Below are 17,435 nucleotides of genomic sequence, written 5' to 3'. Positions count from 1 at the left end.
TCCCGTGCCGTCGGTTCACGATCACGCGAGACCCACGCGTAGAATCGACCGGCCCCGACCCGGGGTCCCTACCGACCAGCGAGGTAAGACCTCCGATGTTCTCCTTCATCTCGCGGCGTGTGCTGGCAGGGTTGGCGACCCTCCTCGTGTCCACGTTCGCGATGTTCCTGCTCGTCAGCGCCGCGATCCGGCCGTACATCTTCATGGACCTCGAGGCGAGCACGAGTCCCAACAAGCAGCAGCTCATCGATCAGCGCACGCTCGACCTCGACCTGAACACGAACGTCGTGATCCGCTACTTCAAGTGGCTCGGCGACTTCGTGACCGGCGACCTCGGGACGGCCTGGCGCAGCGGCCAGTCGGTCTCGAACCTGCTCCAGGGCGCCGTGATCTCGACCATCCAGCTCGTCGCCGCGGCGACCGTCCTCGCCGTGATCTTCGGCGTCATGGTCGGCATCGTCAGCGCGCTGCGGCAGTACAGCACGTTCGACTACCTGACGATCTTCGTCTCGTTCGTGCTCTACTCCCTCCCGGCCTTCTGGGTCGCCGTCCTGCTCAAGCAGTGGGGCGCGATCGGCTTCAACGACTTCCTGCGCGACCCGAACCTGTCGATCCTCGCGATCGCGGTCGTCGGCGTGGTGATCGGCCTGCTGTGGTCGCTCGCCTTCGGCGGCACCCTGCGTCGCCGGCTCGCCGTCTTCGGCATGGGCTTCGCCGCGACCGCCGTCGCGCTGCTCTACCTGCAGCTCTCCGGCTGGTGGGAGGAGCCGAACCTCGGCCCGGTCATCATCGCCGTCACGGGTGCCGCGCTCGCCTTCGCGGTCACCGCGCTCGTCTCCGGCCTGAAGAACCGCCGCGCGCTCTACGCGTCCCTGACGACCGTCGTCGTCGGCGTCGTCGTCTACTTCCCGATCCAGTCCGTGCTCCGCCAGGTCGACAACTGGCTGCTCGTGCTCGTCCTCGCCGTCGTCACCGTCGCCGTCGGCATCGGGATCGGGTACGCGTGGGGCGGCCCCGACAAGGGCGTGTCCGCACGCGCGGCCGGGATCACCGCGTTCCTCGTCGGCTCGATGGTGTTCGTCGACCGCGTCATGCAGTTCTGGCCCGCCTACCTCGGGGCGCCGGCGATCAACAACCGGCCCATCCCGACGATCGGCAACAGCACGCCCAACCTCGGCGGTAACTTCTGGGTCCAGGTCCTCGACCAGTACACCCACCTGCTCCTGCCGACGATCGCGCTCGTGCTCATCCAGTTCGCCGGGTACACGCGCTACTCGCGCGCGAGCATGCTCGAGGTCATGAGCCAGGACTACATCCGCACGGCCCGGGCCAAGGGCCTGCCGGAGCGGACGGTCGTCATGCGGCACGGCTTCCGCAACACGCTCATCCCGCTCGCGACGATCGTCCCGATCGACGTCATCACCCTCCTGGGCGGCGCGATCATCACGGAGAAGGTCTTCGCCAGACCCGGTATGGGCCTGCTCTTCCTGAACTCCCTCACGGGCGGCGAGATCGACCCCGTCATGGCGTACCTCGTCATCGTCGCGGCCCTCGCCATCATCGCCAACATTGTGGCTGACCTCATCTACGCAGCCCTCGACCCGCGGATCCGGGTGAACGCATGAGCAACACACCGAACGACGCGCCGCAGGGCGGCGCGCTCGAGAACCAGATCGAGCTGCTCGAGGTCGAGGGTCTGTCGCAGGGCCAGATCGTCCGCCGACGCTTCTTCCACCACAAGGGCGCGGTCGTCGCGCTCGTCGTCCTCATCGGCATCGTGCTGCTCGCCATCACGTCGATCGGCATCGGCGGGTGGCACGGGTGGTACGAGTACAAGGCCTCCGGCCAGGGCTCCACGTACCCGCTCGTCGACGGCGGCCGACCGTCCTCGGAGCACATCTTCGGCCAGGACGAGGCGGGCCGCGACGTCTTCGCCCGCGTCATGCAGGGCACCCAGACCTCGCTCCTCGTCGTGCTCGCCGTCGGCGTCATCGCGACGCTCGCGGGTGTGCTCGTCGGCGCTCTCTCGGGCTACTACCGCGGCCAGACCGACTCGTGGCTCATGCGGTTCACCGACCTCATCATCACGATGCCGGTCATCGTCATCGGTGCGGTGCTCGCGCTGCTCTCCGGGGGTAGCAACGCGCTCATCCTGGGTGCGTTCCTCGGGCTCGTCCTGTGGCCGCCGCTCGCGCGCCTCGTGCGCGGCGAGTTCCTGTCGCTGCGCGAGCGGGAGTTCGTCGACGCCGCCCGCGTCGCCGGCGCGAGCGACCGGCGGATCATCTTCAAGCACATGCTGCCCAACGCGGTGGGCGTGATCATCGTCAACGTCACGCTGCTCATGAGCTCAGCGATCCTGCTCGAGACGGCGCTGAGCTACCTGGGTGTCGGCATCCAGGCGCCCGCGACGTCGCTCGGCAAGCTCATCAGCGACTACCAAGAGGCGTTCGCGACGCGTCCGTGGCTGTTCTGGTGGCCCGGTCTGTTCATCGTCGCGATCGCGCTGTGCGTCAACTTCATCGGTGACGGACTGCGCGACGCGTTCGACCCGCGGCAGAAGCGGATCCCGTCGGAGCGCAAGATGGCGCGCGCGCAGCGCGTCGCGCGTCCGAAGGCGACCGCCGCGACGTCGGGCACGACCGGTGAGGCCGGGGCGAGCTGATGACCGCGCCCGTCGCCGCCTGCCCGGGAGGTCGTCGATCTCCCGGGCGGCGCGGCGCGCCGCGGTCGCGGTCAGGCGGTGAGCACCACGACCGTCCCGACGGCGAGCGCGCCCAGCACCGTGAGCTGCACGACGTGCCACGTGGTGCGCGCTCCGGGAGCCCCCGGCACCGCGCGGTCGAGGTGGCCGGCGCCGGCGAGCAGCCCGTACCGCTGCGCGACGGCCTCGGCCACGGTCTCGGCGTTGGCGCCGGTGACCACGCGGTCGCGGTCCACGGGTCGCCGGCGCGAGCTGCGCAGCCAGCGTGCCGAGCCGCTCGACCGGGGTGCCGCCCAGGCGGTGACCGTGCCGCCCGTGTGGCGCACCTCGAGCGAGTACCGGGCCTCGACGCCCTCGTACGCCGTCCACGGCACGTGGACCGTGCGGGTCACGTTGCGGACCTCGACGCCGCCGTCGGACACCTCGACGGCGGGTCGCCAGAACAGCATCCAGACGAGGTACGTCACGAGCGCGGCGGGCACCAGAGCGCCCACCAGCGCGCCGACGTCGCCCGTCAGGGCCGTGCTCACACCGAGCGCGACGGCGACGGCACCCGTCGCCAGCGTGAGGACACGGCCGTACGTCGAACGGAAGACCAGCGTGGGACCCATGCGCCCATGCTCGCAGAGTCGCCGCGCCACGAGCGCCGGCTCCAGCAGGAAGGACACTGATCAGCGTGGCCATCGAGACGTCTCCCGCGGCCCCGGCCGCGCGCCAGGGCAGCCCTGTGCTGACCGTGCGCAACCTCGGCGTGGACTTCTACGTCGACAAGGCCTGGTACCCCGCGGCCACGGGCGTGAGCTACGACCTGCACTCCGGTGAGGTCCTCGCGATCGTCGGCGAGTCGGGCTCCGGCAAGTCGCAGTCGTCGCTCGCGCTCCTCGGCCTTCTCCCGCCGAACGGCCGCGCGAGCGGCTCGGCGAAGCTCGGCGACCGTGAGCTCATCGGCATGTCGCACGGCTCGCTGCGGCACGTCCGCGGCAAGGAGATCTCCATGATCTTCCAGGAGCCGATGACGGCGCTGAACCCCGTGTACACGGTGGGCTTCCAGATCGTCGAGACCATCCGGACGCACTTCAACGTCGGCCCCGCCGACGCGAAGAAGCGCGCGATCGAGCTCCTGCGGCTCGTCGAGATCCCGGAGCCGGAGCGTCGCTTCGACGCGTACCCGCACCAGCTCTCCGGCGGGCAGCGCCAGCGCGCGATGATCGCCCAGGCCCTCGCGTGCGACCCCAAGCTCCTCGTCGCGGACGAGCCGACCACGGCGCTCGACGTCACGGTCCAGGCCGAGATCCTCAAGCTCCTGCGCGACCTGCGGTACCGGGTCGACGCGGCGATCATCCTCATCACGCACGACATGGGCGTGGTGGCGGACATGGCCGACTCGATCATGGTCATGAAGGACGGCCAGGTCGTCGAGCGCGGCACGTCGACCGAGATCTTCGGCAACCCCCAGCACCCGTACACGGTCCGTCTCCTCGAGGCGGTGCCGCACCTGGGCTCCACGCGCGAGGCGACCACGGCCACGGACCGCGTCCCGGCTGCCGCAGTGCAGGAGCGTCCGCTCGTGCTCGACGCGCAGGACATGGTCATCGAGTACCCGGGCCGACGCCGCCAGGCCGCGTTCCGCGCGGTCGACGAGGTGTCGATGCAGATCCGCCAGGGCGAGGTCCTCGGGCTCGTCGGAGAGTCGGGGTCTGGCAAGACGACGATCGGCCGCGCGGCCGTCGGCCTCCTGCCGGTCACCGGGGGTTCGCTCGAGATCGTCGGCCGGAACATGGTGGGCGCCACGCCCAAGGACCTCAAGCCGCTGCGCACCGAGGTCGGCATCGTGTTCCAGGACCCGGGGTCGTCGCTCAACCCGCGCCTGCCGATCGGCGAGTCCATCGGCGAGCCGCTCATGCTGCACAAGGGCGTGAAGGGCAAGGAGCTCAGCCGCGAGGTCGAGCGTCTGCTCGACCAGGTCGAGCTGCCGCGCGCGATGCGCAACCGCTACCCCCACGAGCTCTCGGGCGGGCAGCGCCAGCGCGTCGGCATCGCCCGCGCGCTCTCGCTCGAGCCCAAGCTGCTCGTGGCGGACGAGCCGACGTCGGCGCTCGACGTGTCCGTGCAGGCGAAGGTCCTCGACCTGTTCACGGACCTCCAGCGCGAGCACGGTTTCGCGTGCCTGTTCATCTCGCACGACCTCGCGGTCGTCGAGATGCTGTCCGACCGCATCGCCGTGATGCACAAGGGCAAGCTGGTCGAGGTGGGCGCGACGTCGCAGATCGTGCACGCCCCCCAGCATCCGTACACGCAGCGGCTCCTCGCCGCGGTGCCGGTGCCGGACCCGGCGGCGCAGCGCGAGCGCCGTGCCGCGCGCGACGCCCTGCTCGAGGCCGCGGCGCGCGACATCGCGAACGACGAGCTGTCGTCGCTGGTGGACGAGGAGCGGTCGCTCGCCGAGTCGCGCGACGACATCGACCACGAGCGGAGCGCGCCGCCCACCGCGGGCGCGGGGTTCTGAGCCTCCGGACCACCGGGCAGGGCGGGCCGCGCGCTCGACCCCTGACCTGACGCCCCGGCGCGGGCCACGACCGTGGCCCGCGCCGGGGCGTTCCGGTTGCCGGAGACCGGCTGCGCGACAAGCCTGGGAGGCATGACACGAGCCGAGGACGACGTTCCGGGGACGCCCGGCGCGGACCATGCCGGGTCGACGGACGCGGGCTCTCCCGCCCGCGGGGCCACGGCGGCCGACGACCTCGACAGCCCTCGCACCGGACGCCCCGACCCTCGGGTCTTCTACCCGGCCGCCGGGATCATCCTGCTCTTCGTGCTCGCGACCATCCTCTTCACCGACACGGTGACGGCGCTCATGAACACGCTCCAGCGGGACGTCATCGGCGCCTTCGGCTGGTACTACGTGGTCGTCGTGGCAGGGTTCGTCGTCTTCTCCCTGTGGATGGGCCTGAGCCGCTTCGGTGACATCGTGCTCGGCAAGGACGAGGACGAGCCCTTGTTCCGGCTCCCCGTGTGGTTCGCGATGCTCTTCGCGACGGGCATGGGGATCGGGCTCGTCTACTGGGGTGTCGCGGAACCGCTGTCCCACTATGTCGACCCCAAGCCGGGCGTCGAGGGGAGCGACCCGGCGCTCGCGCAGGCCGCCATGGGGCAGAGCTACCTCCACTGGGGCGTCCATGCGTGGGCGATCTACGTCGTGGCAGGCCTCGCGCTCGCGTACGCGATCCACCGCAAGGGCAGGCCGGTGTCGATCCGTTGGGCGCTCGAGCCGCTGTTCGGCGACCGGGTGAAGGGCCGGCTCGGGGACGTCATCGACGTCGTCGCGATCATCGGCACGGTGTTCGGGGTGGCGACGTCGCTCGGCTTCGGCGTCCTCCAGATCGCCGCCGGCCTGGGGTACCTCGACGTGGTGCAGCCGAGCACGGCCCTCGAGATCGGGCTCATCGCGGCGATCTCCGCGCTCGCGACGATCTCGGTCGTGTCGGGGCTGGGCAAGGGGATCAAGTGGCTGTCCAACGGCAACATGATCCTGGCCGGGGTCGTCCTCGTCCTCGTGCTGGCCCTGGGGCCGACCCTCTTCCTCCTGCGCGAGTGGGTCCAGTCGCTCGGCTACTACGTCCAGAACATCGTCCGGCTGTCGTTCGACACGACCGCCTTCCAGGGCGAGGCCGGGCTCGAGTGGCAGTCGTCGTGGACGATCTTCTACTGGGGCTGGTGGATCTCCTGGGCGCCGTTCGTGGGCGTCTTCATCGCGCGGATCTCGCGCGGGCGCACGGTGCGCGAGTTCGTCCTCGGGACGCTCCTCGTCCCGACCGTCGTCACGACCCTGTGGTTCTCGATCTTCGGCGGGTCGGCCCTCTACCGCGAGCTGACCGAGCCGGGGAGCATGCTCGTCGACGGCGAGGTCGACACGGACACCACGCTGTTCCAGCTCTTCGACGGCCTGCCGCTCGGCAACGTCCTCTCGGTCGTGGGGATCCTGCTCATCGTCGTGTTCTTCGTGACGTCGTCGGACTCGGGCTCGCTCGTGGTGGACATGCTGGCGAGCGGGGGCAACCCGAACCCGCCGACGTGGAGCCGCATCTTCTGGGCCGGCGTCTCGGGGCTCCTGGCGATCGCGCTCCTGCTCGCGGGCGGGTTGCAGGCGCTCCAGACCGCGGCGATCCTCATCGCGCTGCCGTTCTCCGTCGTGATGATCGGGATGGCGGTCTCGACCGTCCGCGCCCTGCGCGCGGAGCACGCCGCGATCCTGCGGGCAGAACGCCGGGCCGCGCGCGCCGCGCTGACCGAGCACGTGACCACCCACGTCTCGGAGAGCATCTCGGAGCAGTGGGAGGAGCTCTACCCCGACCGCCCGGACCGGTTTCGCGCCCTGACCCGGCGCTCGCGCAAGGGACCGCCGCCGCACTGACACCGACGCGCCCGGCCCGGCGACGTGCGGTCCGGAGGCGCGACCCGACGCCGCGTCGCGAGGCTGCCCGCGGAGGGGAGTGACGCGGGTCATGGTGGCGGGAAGCGCGACCCGGTAGGATAGCCGTGCCCGGGTGACGGCCCGTGCTCCGTGATGCCGCGGCGGGCTGCTCCCGCGCCGTGCGCGCAGAGGTGGCCGGCCGTCGTCGCCCCTCGAACCCCACGAAATGAGAACCGTAGATGTCTGTGCGCTCCGACCTGCGCAACGTGGCGATCGTCGCCCACGTCGACCACGGCAAGACCACGCTCGTCGACGCGATGCTGCGCCAGTCCGGCGCCTTCTCCGCGCACCAGCACGTGGACGACCGCGTCATGGACTCCGGTGACCTCGAGCGCGAGAAGGGCATCACCATCCTCGCGAAGAACACCGCGGTCCGCTACGCCGGCCCGGCCGCCGCCGCGGTGGGGGAGCCCGACGGCATCACGATCAACGTGATCGACACCCCCGGCCACGCCGACTTCGGTGGCGAGGTCGAGCGCGGCCTCTCCATGGTCGACGGCGTCGTCCTCCTCGTCGACGCGAGCGAGGGCCCACTCCCGCAGACCCGGTTCGTGCTCCGCAAGGCGCTCGCCGCGAAGCTCCCGGTCATCATCGTCGTCAACAAGGTGGACCGCCCGGACTCGCGCATCACCGAGGTCGTCGCCGAGGCGACCGACCTGCTGCTGGGCCTCGCCTCCGACCTCGCGGACGAGGTGCCCGACCTCGACCTCGACGCCATCCTGGACGTCCCGGTCGTGTACGCGTCGGCCAAGGCCGGGCGCGCGTCGCTCGACCAGCCCGTGGACGGCCAGCTCCCGTCGAACGAGGACCTCGAGCCGCTCTTCACGACCATCCTCGAGAAGATCCCCGCGCCGACGTACGACGAGGGCGCGCCGCTCCAGGCGCACGTCACGAACCTCGACGCGTCGCCGTTCCTCGGCCGCCTCGCGCTGCTGCGCATCTTCAACGGCGAGCTCCGCAAGGGCCAGGTCGTCGCCTGGGCGCGCCACGACGGCACGCTCCAGAACGTCAAGATCACCGAGCTCCTCGAGACCAAGGCGCTCGACCGCGTCCCCACGGAGTCGGCCGCGCCCGGCGACATCGTCGCCGTGGCCGGCATCGCGGACATCACGATCGGCGAGACGCTCACCGACCCCGAGGACCCGCGCCCGCTCCCGCTCATCACCGTCGACGACCCGGCGATCTCCATGACCATCGGGATCAACACGTCGCCGCTCGCAGGCAAGGGCGGCAAGGGCCACAAGGTCACGGCGCGCCAGGTCAAGGACCGCCTCGACTCCGAGCTCGTCGGCAACGTGTCGCTGCGCGTCCTGCCGACCGAGCGCCCCGACGCGTGGGAGGTCCAGGGCCGCGGCGAGCTCGCGCTCGCGATCCTCGTCGAGCAGATGCGCCGCGAGGGCTTCGAGCTCACGGTCGGCAAGCCGCAGGTCGTCACGCGCACGATCGACGGCAAGACGCACGAGCCGATGGAGCGCATGACCATCGACGTCCCCGAGGAGTACCTCGGCAACGTCACGCAGCTCCTCGCGCAGCGCAAGGGCCGCATGGAGACCATGTCCAACCACGGCACGGGCTGGATCCGCATGGAGTTCATGGTCCCGGCGCGCGGCCTCATCGGCTTCCGCACGCGCTTCCTCACGGAGACGCGCGGCACGGGCATCGCGGCCTCGATCTCCGAGGGCTACGAGCCGTGGGCCGGGCACATCGAGACCCGCACGACCGGCTCGCTCGTGGCCGACCGCGCCGGCAAGGTGACCCCGTTCGCCATGATCAACCTCCAGGAGCGCGGCTCGTTCTTCGTCGACCCCACCCAGGAGGTCTACGAGGGCATGATCGTCGGCGAGAACTCGCGCAACGAGGACATGGACGTGAACATCACCAAGGAGAAGAAGCTCACGAACATGCGGTCCTCGACGGCCGACAACTTCGAGAACCTCATCCCGCCGCGCCACCTCACGCTCGAGGAGTCGCTCGAGTTCGCGCGCGAGGACGAGTGCGTCGAGGTCACGCCCGAGGTCGTCCGCATCCGCAAGGTGCTGCTCGACCAGACCGAGCGCGCTCGCGCGGTCTCGCGCGCCAAGCGCGCCTGACGTCGCCCCGCGGGTGACCGTCCCGTCGTACCAGCAGGCCGCCGTCGTGCCCGACGGCGGCCTGCTGGCCGTGCACGCCCACCCCGACGACGAGACGCTCGCCACGGGTGCGCTCCTCGCGACCTGGGCGCGGTCCGGGCAGCGCGTCACCGTCGTGACGTGCACGCGCGGCGAGCGGGGCGAGGTGATCGACACGCCCGCGCACCCGACCGGCGTCGGGCACCTCGAGGGCGACGGTCCCGCCCTCGCCGCGCACCGCGAGGGGGAGCTCGCCCGCGCGCTCGCCGCCCTCGGCGTCGCGGACCACGTCTTCCTCGACACGGTGACGCCTCCCGGGGCGAGCGCGCTTCCCGACGGTGCCGCGCGGCCCCGGTTCGAGGACTCCGGGATGGCCTGGGTCGCGCCCGGCGTCGCGAGCTCCGCGGAGGACCTCCCACCCCGGGCGTTCGTCGCCGTCCCGCTCGACGAGGCCGCCGGGCGGCTGGCCGCCGTCGTGCGCGACCGCCGTCCCGCCGTCGTCGCGACGTACGAGCCCGGGGGCGGTTACGGGCATCCCGACCACGTGCGCGCGCACGACGTGACCGTCCGGGCGCTGGAGCTGCTCGACGCCGCCGGCGAGCCCGTGCCCGCGCTCTGGCTGGCCGTCGCCCCCGCGAGCACGGTGCGCGCCGCGCGGCGCGCCCTCGCGGCGCACCCCGCGGTCCGCGCCCTCCTCGCGGACGACGCCGCCCTCGTCCTGCCCGACCCGGACGAGGACCTGCCGCCGGTCGCGCGCCCCGACGCCACGCTGCCCCGGCTCGTGACCGTGCCGGTGGCGCCCGTGCTCGACGAGGTCCTCGCGGCCGTGCGGGCGCACGGGACGCAGGTCCAGCGCGTGACCGCCGCGGCCGACGGCGTGCGGTCGAGCGAGGGCGACGACCGCGAGGGCGTGCTGGGCTGGTACGCGCTCAGCAACGACGTGCTGGCACCCGTCCCTTCACACGAGTTCTACGCTCCCTCCGGCGCTGCTCTCCCGGGCGACCGGGTCCGGCCCGAGCCCACGCGTTAACCTGGGGCCCGTGGAGACCGGTATGGGGCGGCTCGTCGGCCGCGGGGTGGCGTGCGCGCTCGTCGGTGTGATCGTCGGGCTCGTCGGCACCGTCGCGCACCGCGCGCACCTGCTCGGCGTCGACCTTCCCGGAGACGTCGGGCTGGGCATCGTGCTCGCGCTGCTGACCGTCTTCGCGGCCGGGACCCTCGCACGCGCGTGGGGAGGCATGGCCGGCCTGCTCGGCTACGGCATCGGATGGGTCGTCGTGGTCCAGCTGCTCTCGCTCGAGGGCCCCGGTGGCGACGTCCTCGTGCCCAGCGAGCCCGTCGGGTACGTCTGGATCTACGGGGGTCTGCTCGTCGTCGCGGCGGTCGCGTTCCTGCCACGTTCGTGGTTCAGCGACCGACCTCTCCGACCGGCGCTCCACGGGCGTCCCACCAGGCACGACGGACCCGAGGACCCCCTCGCGTCCCGCTAGAATTCGCGGTGCGGATCCCCGCACACCCCTCGTCGTCGCGCGCTCGACCGCGCGCCTTTCGTCACGGAGACAGTGGATGGGTCAGCCGACCGACCGAGACGCCGAACTCGACTCCCCGCAGGACGCCGTGCCCGAGCCCGCCGAGCCCGGTCAGACGCCTGGTCAGACGTCCGGTCAGACGCCGGAGCCGTCGCCCACCGACGAGACCCGCGCCGAGGCGCCGGCGACGGACGACGGTGCCGCGGGGGCGGAGGCCGATGCGGCCGGCGCCGACGAGACGGTCGAGGACGCGGAGCCGGGCGAGCTCGAGGACCCGGCTCCGGGCGAGAAGGACGAGGCTCCCGTGGTGCCGGAGCGGGACGACGTGCCTGAGGAGCCCGCGGCACCGGTCGGTCAGGACGAGGACTCCGCGGAGCCGGCGACGGCGGCCGACCAGGGCGAGACGGTGGAGACCACCACCGACCAGGTCGAGGAGCCGGGCGTCGAGACGGAGGAGATCCCCGGGGACGTCGCCGACGAGCCCGTGCCGGAGCCCGCCGAGCCGACCCCGCCCGCCGCGGGGGACGTGCCCGAGGTCGAGGTGCGACCGGCGGCCGAGACGCCCACCGCTGACGAGGACGTCGCCGTGGTGGCCGCAGGCCCCGAGGACGGCCCGACCGGGGACGGCGCTGCCGAGGCGACCGCGAGCGCGGACGCGGTGGAGACGATCGAGGAGCAGGCCGACGCCCCCGCGCCGGAACCCGCACCAGCGCCGGAGGCGCCGACGGGGCCGGACGGGGACGGCTCTCCCGCGGCGGACGACGACGAGGACGAGCCGTACGTCCCGCGGGTGTTCGCGTTCGACCCCAGCGTGCCGGCCGTGCTCGTCCCCCCGCCCGCCTCCGAGGCGCAGCCCGCCGCGGCGGCGAGCGACCCGGGCGCCGAACCTCCGGACACCCCCGCTGCGGAGCCGGACGCCGCGGCGCCCGACGCGACGGGGCAGGCCGCAGCGGCGCCCGTGGTGCAGGAGCCCGACGCCGAGCAGACGGCGGTCGTGCCGCTGGTGCCCGCGGAGTCCACGGCCGAGGCCGCGCCGGGGGCCACGGAGCCGACCCCGACGACGCCGGTGGACGCCACGCAGGTGATCCCGCCCGTCGACCCGTGGTCGCGGCCGGCCCCTGTCGTCCGCACGTCGGTCCGGCCGGCCGACCCCGCCGCGACGGAGGCCGCGGCGACCCCGGCGGTAGCACCGGCGGCAGGCCTGAGGAGCGCCTTCGGCCCGGTCCCGCCCGACGACTCGCGGGAGACCTCACCCTTCGAGGGCTTCGAGGAGGAGGCTCCGCGCCGCGGCTGGGTGCGGGGTCTGCTCTGGACCGGCGTCGGGGTGCTCGTCCTCGGCGGCCTGTACACCGGCGCGCAGTGGTTCTACTCGGACAAGGTCCCGAGCGGGACGAGCGTCGCCGGCGTGGACGTCGGCGGCATGACCCGGACGGCGGCGCAGGACACGCTCGAGGCCGAGCTCGGGCCGCGTGCCGCCGAGCCGGTCACGCTCACGGCCGGCGAGGCGAGCACGACGCTCGACCCGGCGGCCGCGGGCCTCACGTTCGACGCCGCGGCCACGGCCGAGGAGCTCACGGCCTTCTCGATGAGCCCGGCCCGCCTGTGGCAGCACCTGTTCGGCGGCGAGGACGAGGCCCCGGTGGTCTCCGTGGACGACGCGGCGCTCGACGCCCAGGTCGAGGCGCTGCGGGGAAGTCTCGAGATCGAGCCGGTGGACGGCACGGTGCAGTTCGTGGACGGTGCCCCGACGAGCACGCCGGCGGCCGACGGCTCGGCACTCGTGACGGACGAGGTCCCGGCAGCCATCACGTCGAGCTGGCTCGTCTCGGACGGCCCGGTCGCGCTGCCGACCGAGCCCGTGGAGCCCGCGATCACGCAGGAGGAGACGGACGCCGGGCTCGCACAGGCGGAGAAGGTCGTGTCCGCGCCCGTCGTCGTGTCGGTCGGGGGCCAGAACGCCGAGCTCCCGCCGGAGGCCCTCGCGGCCGCCGCGTCGTTCCCTGCGACCGACGGCGTGCTCACGCTCACCTTCGACGGGGCGACGCTCGTGGACTCGGTGGTCGACCGGACGAACGACCTGCTCACCGCCGCGGACGACGCGCACTTCGTCTTCCAGGACGGGGCCCCGGTGATCGAGGGCGGGGAGCCCGGCACGACGATCGACCCTGCGGCCCTCTCGGCGGCCGTCACGACGGCGGCCTCCGGCGACGAGCGGACCGCGACGGTCGAGCTCGTCGAGTCCGACCCCGAGCAGTCGGTCGCCGCGCTCGAGGCGCTCGGGATCAAGGAGAAGGTCTCGGAGTTCTCGACGCCCGTGCCCAACGTCCCGGTCCGCACCGCGAACCTGCGGCGCGGCGCGGAGAAGGTGACGGGGACCCTCGTGAAGCCGGGCGAGACCTTCTCGCTCGTCGACACGCTGTCTCCCATCACGCTCGAGGGCGGCTACTTCGCCGCGGGCATCGTCGAGAGCGGCCGGCACACGGAGGGCGTCGGCGGCGGGCTGTCGCAGATGGCCACGACCACGTACAACGCGGGCTTCTTCGCCGGGCTCGAGGACGTCGAGCACCGACCGCACAGCTACTGGTTCGAGCGCTACCCCGCGGGGCGCGAGGCGACGATCTTCGTCGGGTCGATCGACATGAAGTTCAAGAACGACACCCCGTACGGCGTCCTCATGCAGTCCTGGGTCGGCGGCGGCGAGCTGCACGTCGCGATCTGGAGCACGAAGTACTACGACGTGGAGACGTCGTCGAGCGGCAAGTCGAACGTGGTCCAGCCCACGTCGGTCACGCACTCCGGCGCGGACTGCGCCCCCACGCCCGCGGGCAGCCCGGGCTTCTCCATCACCAACTACCGCAAGGTCTACCGCGAGGGCGAGCTCATCAAGGACGAGTCCTACCGGTGGACGTACAAGCCGGACAACGCGGTCGTCTGCGAGTAGACGACCCGGTCCACCACACCCACGGAGGTCCCATGCTCGGACGGAGCGAACGGGAGTCGGGCGCGCAGGCGCTGCTCGCGGCCACGGCGGCCGGCTGGGTCGAGGGCGAACCCGCCGAGGCGGACGCGCTGCTCGACCTCGGGTCGACGACCGCCACGCTGTCGACTGTCGCGAGCATCGACGGACTGTCCGCCGTCGTGCACCTGGGGCACCCGGCGCAGCCGTCGCACGAGCTGGAGCGGGCGCTGCTCGCCGCGCCGCCCTCGCTCGTGCTCACGGGGGCGTCTGCCGTGCCGGCGCAGTGGGTCTGGGTCGGGCGCTCGGGCGCCGCGCGGGACCTGACGGGGCACGTCGTCGTGGACGAGGCGGGCATGCGCGACCGCCGCCACGTGCTGCGCACGATGGGCGTGAGCCCGTCCCTCGTCCCGACGCGGACGAGCCTGGAGGAGCGCATCGCGCTCGCCGGCCCCGACGGCAGCCTCGTCGTCGAGCGCTCCGTCGCCGCGGGACCGCTCGCCGCGCTCGGGTACGCCGAGCTCTCCGGGAGCGAGGTCCTCGGCGACGGCGCGCCCGTCTGGTACGGGCTCCTGGAGAGCCGGGTCGCCGTGCCGCGGGCCGAGGGCGTCGCCCAGGTCTGGCTCGCGTTCGGGCCGCGGGACGACCACCGCGGCTCGCTCCAGGAGACGCTCGCGCTCGTCGCCCAGGCGGGCATCGACCTCCAGCACCTGCGCAGCCACGGCTCCCAGGCCGGACCCCACATCTTCTTCTGCGCGTTCTCCTGCCCCGACGCGGGGGCGCTCGACGGTCTCCTCGCGGGCTTCGCGGAGCGGGGCGTCGCGCACCGCCTGCTGGCCGTCCTGCCCGGGCAGGAGTTCGTGCCCGGCCCGGACGCGCTCGCGCCGCGCTGGGCGTCGGCGCCGGACCCCGTGCGCGCGTGAGCGTCGTCGGCTACCTCGGCCCGGAGGGGTCGTTCACGCACCAGGCCGCGGCCCGGTGGTGCGCCGACCACGCGGACGGCCAGGCCGACCGGTCCGCGCGCCTCTCCGCGCGCACGACGGTGGCGGACGTGTTCGCCGGGGTCGCCGCCGGAGAGCTCGCGCGCGGAGTCGTCGCGATCGAGAACACGGTCGAGGGCTACGTGGTGCCGTCGCTCGACGCGATCGTCGGGAGCGCGACGGTCGTCGCGGTGGACGAGGTCGTGCTCGACATCTCGTTCGACGCGTTCGTGCGGCCCGGCCACGCAGAGCTGACCGAGGTCACCGCCCACCCGCACGGCCTCGCGCAGTGCCAGGAGTTCGTCCGCCGGACCGGTCTCGCTCCGCTCGCCGCGTCGTCGAACGCGGCGGCGTGCCGGGACGCCGGTCCGCACCAGGTCGCGCTGGGGCCGACGATCTGCGGCGAGCTCTACAGCCTCGACACGTTCGAGCGCGCTGTCGAGGACTTCGCCGGCGCCCGGACCCGGTTCCTCGTCCTCGCGCCGCGGGCAGAGGCGACGGCGGCCCTGGAGGCGGCGCGCGCCCGGGGCGACGGCCCGTGGCGCACGATGCTCGCGGTGACCCCCGTCGTCACCGGGCCGGGCGTGCTCGCCCGCATCACCCGGTCCTTCGGCGAGCGCGGCGTCAACCTGTCGAGCCTCATCACGCGCCCGCTCAAGGCGGTGGCCGGCACCTACGTGTTCGTCCTGACCGTCGACGGCGCCCCGTGGGACGCGCCGGTGCGCTCCGTGCTCGACGACCTGGTCCGGGCGGGCGACTCGCTCAAGACCCTCGGGGTCGTGCCCGCGCGCGGCGAGCTGGACGAGTCGGTGCACGCCGACGTGGACGTCGCGCACGTCCCGGTGGGCAGCGTCGACTCCTCGGCGGATGCGGCCGCGCTCGCGGCGGGGCTGCTGTGGTGACGGCCGACGACGCGGCGGCCGCGGGGACGGAGCTGCGGGTCGGGGTGGTCGGGCTCGGGCTGGTCGGCGGCTCGGTCGCGCGGCTCCTGCACGAGCAGGGCGTCGAGGTGACCGCGCTCGACGCGTCCGCCTCCACGCGCGCCGCCGCGCGCGCCGCGGGCCTGCGGGTCGTCGGCGACGTCGCCGACGTGTGCGCGGCGGAGCCCGACGTCCTCGTGCTCGCGGTCCCGCTGCGGGCCATGCGGTCGGTCGCGACCGAGGTCGCGCGGCACGTGCGCGGCGCGACCGTCGTCACCGACGTCGGGAGCGTGAAGGGCGCGGTGCGCGACGCCGTCCGGTCGGCAGGTCTCGACGCGCGCTACGTCGGGGCGCACCCCATGGCGGGCACCGAGCACTCCGGCTTCGAGGCGTCCGACCCGTCGATGCTCGACGGCGCACGCTGGGCCCTCACGGTCGACGGGACGACGCGGCGCGAGGCGCTCGTGGCGGTGCTGCGCCTCGTGACCGGACCGCTCGGCGGGACGGTGCACGTCCTCACCGACGACGTCCACGACGAGTCGACCGCGCTCGTCAGCCACGTCCCGCACGTGCTCGCCACCGAGCTCCTCGGCGTGGTCGCGGACGCCCCGGTGCGCGACGTCGCGCGCGGGCTCGCGGCGGGCAGCTTCCGGGACGCGACGCGGGTGGGTCGCACCGACCCCCGGCGCACCGAGGCGATGGTCACCGACAACGCCGCCTGGGTGGCGTCGGCGCTGCGCGTGGTCGTGCGCGACCTCGAGCAGCTCGTCGAGGCGCTCGAGTCGAACGCGCCCGTGGGGGAGTTCTTCGACCGGCCCGACCCCGTCCGTGTCCCCACCGCGGAGGCGGGAACCGGCGAGCGGCTGCGCGTCGTGCTCGACGACGCGGGGGACTGGCGCGAGGCGCTCACCGCGGCGGGGGCCCGTGGGGCCGTCGTCGTGGCCGTCGAGGACGACGCGGTCGTCGTCGCCTGAGGCCGGCCCGGAGGCCTGGTCAGGCGGGCCGACGTGGTGGACGCGGCGGGACGGGCTTCCCGGCCACGATCGCGTCGAGCGGGACGACGACGAGGGGCGGGACGTCGTCGTGCACGCCGTGACCGCGGTGCGGCGGGGCCGCGCTCCCGCCGGCGTCCTCGCGCAGCACGAGCTCGGTCGCCGTGGTCCGCACGACGATGCCGATGACGTCCGTGAGGGGCTTGCCCGCGCCGGCCGCCTCGTCGGCGGTGAGGCGACGGCGGACGACCACCCGGGTGCCCGGGGCCCACGCGGTCCAGGGCGCGTCGGGCACGGCACTGCTCCTCGGGTCTGTGACGTTCGTCCACGGGCTGGTCAGGAAGCGTCGGGCACCGCCCGACCTGAGCGATACTAGTCCTGCGTCTCCCTGTCGTGACCTCGCCCCTCGCCGGGCCGGGGTCCGGACGAATCCAGAAAGGTACTCGGTCGTGACTTACGTGATCGCTCAGCCGTGCGTGGACGTCAAGGACAAGGCGTGCATCGAGGAGTGTCCTGTCGACTGCATCTACGAGGGCAAGCGGTCGCTCTACATCCACCCCGACGAGTGCGTCGACTGCGGTGCGTGCGAGCCGGTCTGCCCGGTCGAGGCCATCTACTACGAGGACGACGTCCCGACGGAGTGGAGCGACTACTACCGCGCGAACGTCGAGTTCTTCGACGACCTCGGCTCGCCCGGCGGCGCCGCGAAGATGGGTCTCATCGAGAAGGACGACCCGATGATCGCCGCCCTGCCGCCGCAGGCCTGAGCACCCGGCAC

At 73.2% G+C, this 17,435-nt stretch carries 14 protein-coding genes; 12 read left to right on the top strand and 2 right to left on the bottom strand.

The annotated features are described in order from the left end of the window. Positions 1–95: 95 nt before the first annotated feature. Both ACFVN3_RS17025 and ACFVN3_RS17020 read left to right on the top strand, forming a co-directional pair. The gene (locus ACFVN3_RS17025; RefSeq protein WP_378234118.1) at positions 96–1,625 is read left to right on the top strand and encodes an ABC transporter permease; all 1,530 of its coding nucleotides are present in this window, start codon (positions 96–98) and stop codon (positions 1,623–1,625) included. Then, complete coding sequence (locus ACFVN3_RS17020; RefSeq protein ID WP_378234117.1) at positions 1,622–2,662, top strand: ABC transporter permease; 1,041 nt, start codon at positions 1,622–1,624, stop codon at positions 2,660–2,662. The genes ACFVN3_RS17025 and ACFVN3_RS17020 overlap by 4 nt, the downstream gene beginning before the upstream one ends. A 71-nt stretch (positions 2,663–2,733) precedes the next feature. Here ACFVN3_RS17020 and ACFVN3_RS17015 read toward each other — a convergent pair whose 3' ends face one another. Then, positions 2,734–3,312 (bottom strand): PH domain-containing protein, encoded by a 579-nt coding sequence (locus ACFVN3_RS17015; RefSeq protein ID WP_378234116.1) that lies wholly within the window; start codon positions 3,310–3,312, stop codon positions 2,734–2,736. A gap of 65 nt (positions 3,313–3,377) precedes the next feature. Between ACFVN3_RS17015 and ACFVN3_RS17010 the strand changes: the two genes are divergently transcribed. From ACFVN3_RS17010 to ACFVN3_RS16970, 9 genes are all read left to right on the top strand, one after another. After that, positions 3,378–5,207, top strand: a complete 1,830-nt coding sequence (locus ACFVN3_RS17010; protein ID WP_378234113.1) for an ABC transporter ATP-binding protein — start codon at positions 3,378–3,380, stop codon at positions 5,205–5,207. Positions 5,208–5,339: 132 nt separating this feature from the next. Further along, complete coding sequence (locus ACFVN3_RS17005) at positions 5,340–7,112, top strand: BCCT family transporter (protein WP_378234112.1); 1,773 nt, start codon at positions 5,340–5,342, stop codon at positions 7,110–7,112. A 239-nt stretch (positions 7,113–7,351) separates the two neighbouring features. Then, the gene (typA, locus tag ACFVN3_RS17000) at positions 7,352–9,262 is read left to right on the top strand and encodes a translational GTPase TypA (RefSeq protein ID WP_047232779.1); all 1,911 of its coding nucleotides are present in this window, start codon (positions 7,352–7,354) and stop codon (positions 9,260–9,262) included. Positions 9,263–9,275: 13 nt separating this feature from the next. After that, positions 9,276–10,310 (top strand): PIG-L family deacetylase, encoded by a 1,035-nt coding sequence (locus tag ACFVN3_RS16995; RefSeq protein ID WP_378234111.1) that lies wholly within the window; start codon positions 9,276–9,278, stop codon positions 10,308–10,310. Between the two features lie 10 nt (positions 10,311–10,320). Continuing rightward, the gene (locus ACFVN3_RS16990) at positions 10,321–10,770 is read left to right on the top strand and encodes a hypothetical protein (RefSeq protein ID WP_378234110.1); all 450 of its coding nucleotides are present in this window, start codon (positions 10,321–10,323) and stop codon (positions 10,768–10,770) included. 76 nt (positions 10,771–10,846) lie between these two features. Next, positions 10,847–13,750 (top strand): VanW family protein, encoded by a 2,904-nt coding sequence (locus ACFVN3_RS16985; RefSeq protein WP_378234109.1) that lies wholly within the window; start codon positions 10,847–10,849, stop codon positions 13,748–13,750. A gap of 32 nt (positions 13,751–13,782) precedes the next feature. Then, complete coding sequence (locus tag ACFVN3_RS16980) at positions 13,783–14,688, top strand: hypothetical protein (RefSeq protein ID WP_378234108.1); 906 nt, start codon at positions 13,783–13,785, stop codon at positions 14,686–14,688. Then, entirely contained in the window at positions 14,685–15,647 is a 963-nt protein-coding gene (locus ACFVN3_RS16975; RefSeq protein WP_378234107.1) for a prephenate dehydratase, read from the top strand. The genes ACFVN3_RS16980 and ACFVN3_RS16975 overlap by 4 nt, the downstream gene beginning before the upstream one ends. After that, positions 15,644–16,639, top strand: coding sequence for a prephenate dehydrogenase (locus ACFVN3_RS16970; protein ID WP_378234106.1), 996 nt, complete (start codon positions 15,644–15,646; stop codon positions 16,637–16,639). Before ACFVN3_RS16975 ends, ACFVN3_RS16970 begins: the two co-directional genes overlap by 4 nt. Positions 16,640–16,658: 19 nt before the next feature. On the opposite strand, the gene ACFVN3_RS16965 is transcribed toward ACFVN3_RS16970, so the two are convergent. Continuing rightward, a complete protein-coding gene (locus ACFVN3_RS16965) occupies positions 16,659–16,952 on the bottom strand; it encodes a hypothetical protein (RefSeq protein ID WP_378234105.1) in 294 nt (97 codons plus the stop codon). 154 nt (positions 16,953–17,106) lie between these two features. On the opposite strand from ACFVN3_RS16965, the gene fdxA reads away from it, so the two are divergent. Then, on the top strand, positions 17,107–17,424 hold the full coding sequence (gene fdxA, locus ACFVN3_RS16960; protein ID WP_024841122.1) for a ferredoxin: 318 nt from the start codon (positions 17,107–17,109) through the stop codon (positions 17,422–17,424). Positions 17,425–17,435 lie beyond the last annotated feature (11 nt).

It is taken from the genome of Cellulosimicrobium sp. NPDC057862, assembly GCF_042797035.1.
GTDB lineage: Bacteria > Actinomycetota > Actinomycetes > Actinomycetales > Cellulomonadaceae > Cellulosimicrobium.
Note: the sequence above shows the minus strand (reverse complement) of the source record. Positions and strands in the feature narration are given on the sequence as shown.

Bases quoted from the DNA above. Each gene is read 5' to 3' on its own strand.
- ACFVN3_RS17015 (WP_378234116.1), bottom strand. From the start codon at position 3,312: ATGGGTCCCACGCTGGTCTTCCGTTCGACGTACGGCCGTGTCCTCACG.
- ACFVN3_RS17005 (WP_378234112.1), top strand. From the start codon at position 5,340: ATGACACGAGCCGAGGACGACGTTCCGGGGACGCCCGGCGCGGACCAT.
- ACFVN3_RS16980 (WP_378234108.1), top strand. From the start codon at position 13,783: ATGCTCGGACGGAGCGAACGGGAGTCGGGCGCGCAGGCGCTGCTCGCG.
- typA (WP_047232779.1), top strand. From the start codon at position 7,352: ATGTCTGTGCGCTCCGACCTGCGCAACGTGGCGATCGTCGCCCACGTC.
- ACFVN3_RS17025 (WP_378234118.1), top strand. From the start codon at position 96: ATGTTCTCCTTCATCTCGCGGCGTGTGCTGGCAGGGTTGGCGACCCTC.
- ACFVN3_RS16985 (WP_378234109.1), top strand. From the start codon at position 10,847: ATGGGTCAGCCGACCGACCGAGACGCCGAACTCGACTCCCCGCAGGAC.
- ACFVN3_RS17020 (WP_378234117.1), top strand. From the start codon at position 1,622: ATGAGCAACACACCGAACGACGCGCCGCAGGGCGGCGCGCTCGAGAAC.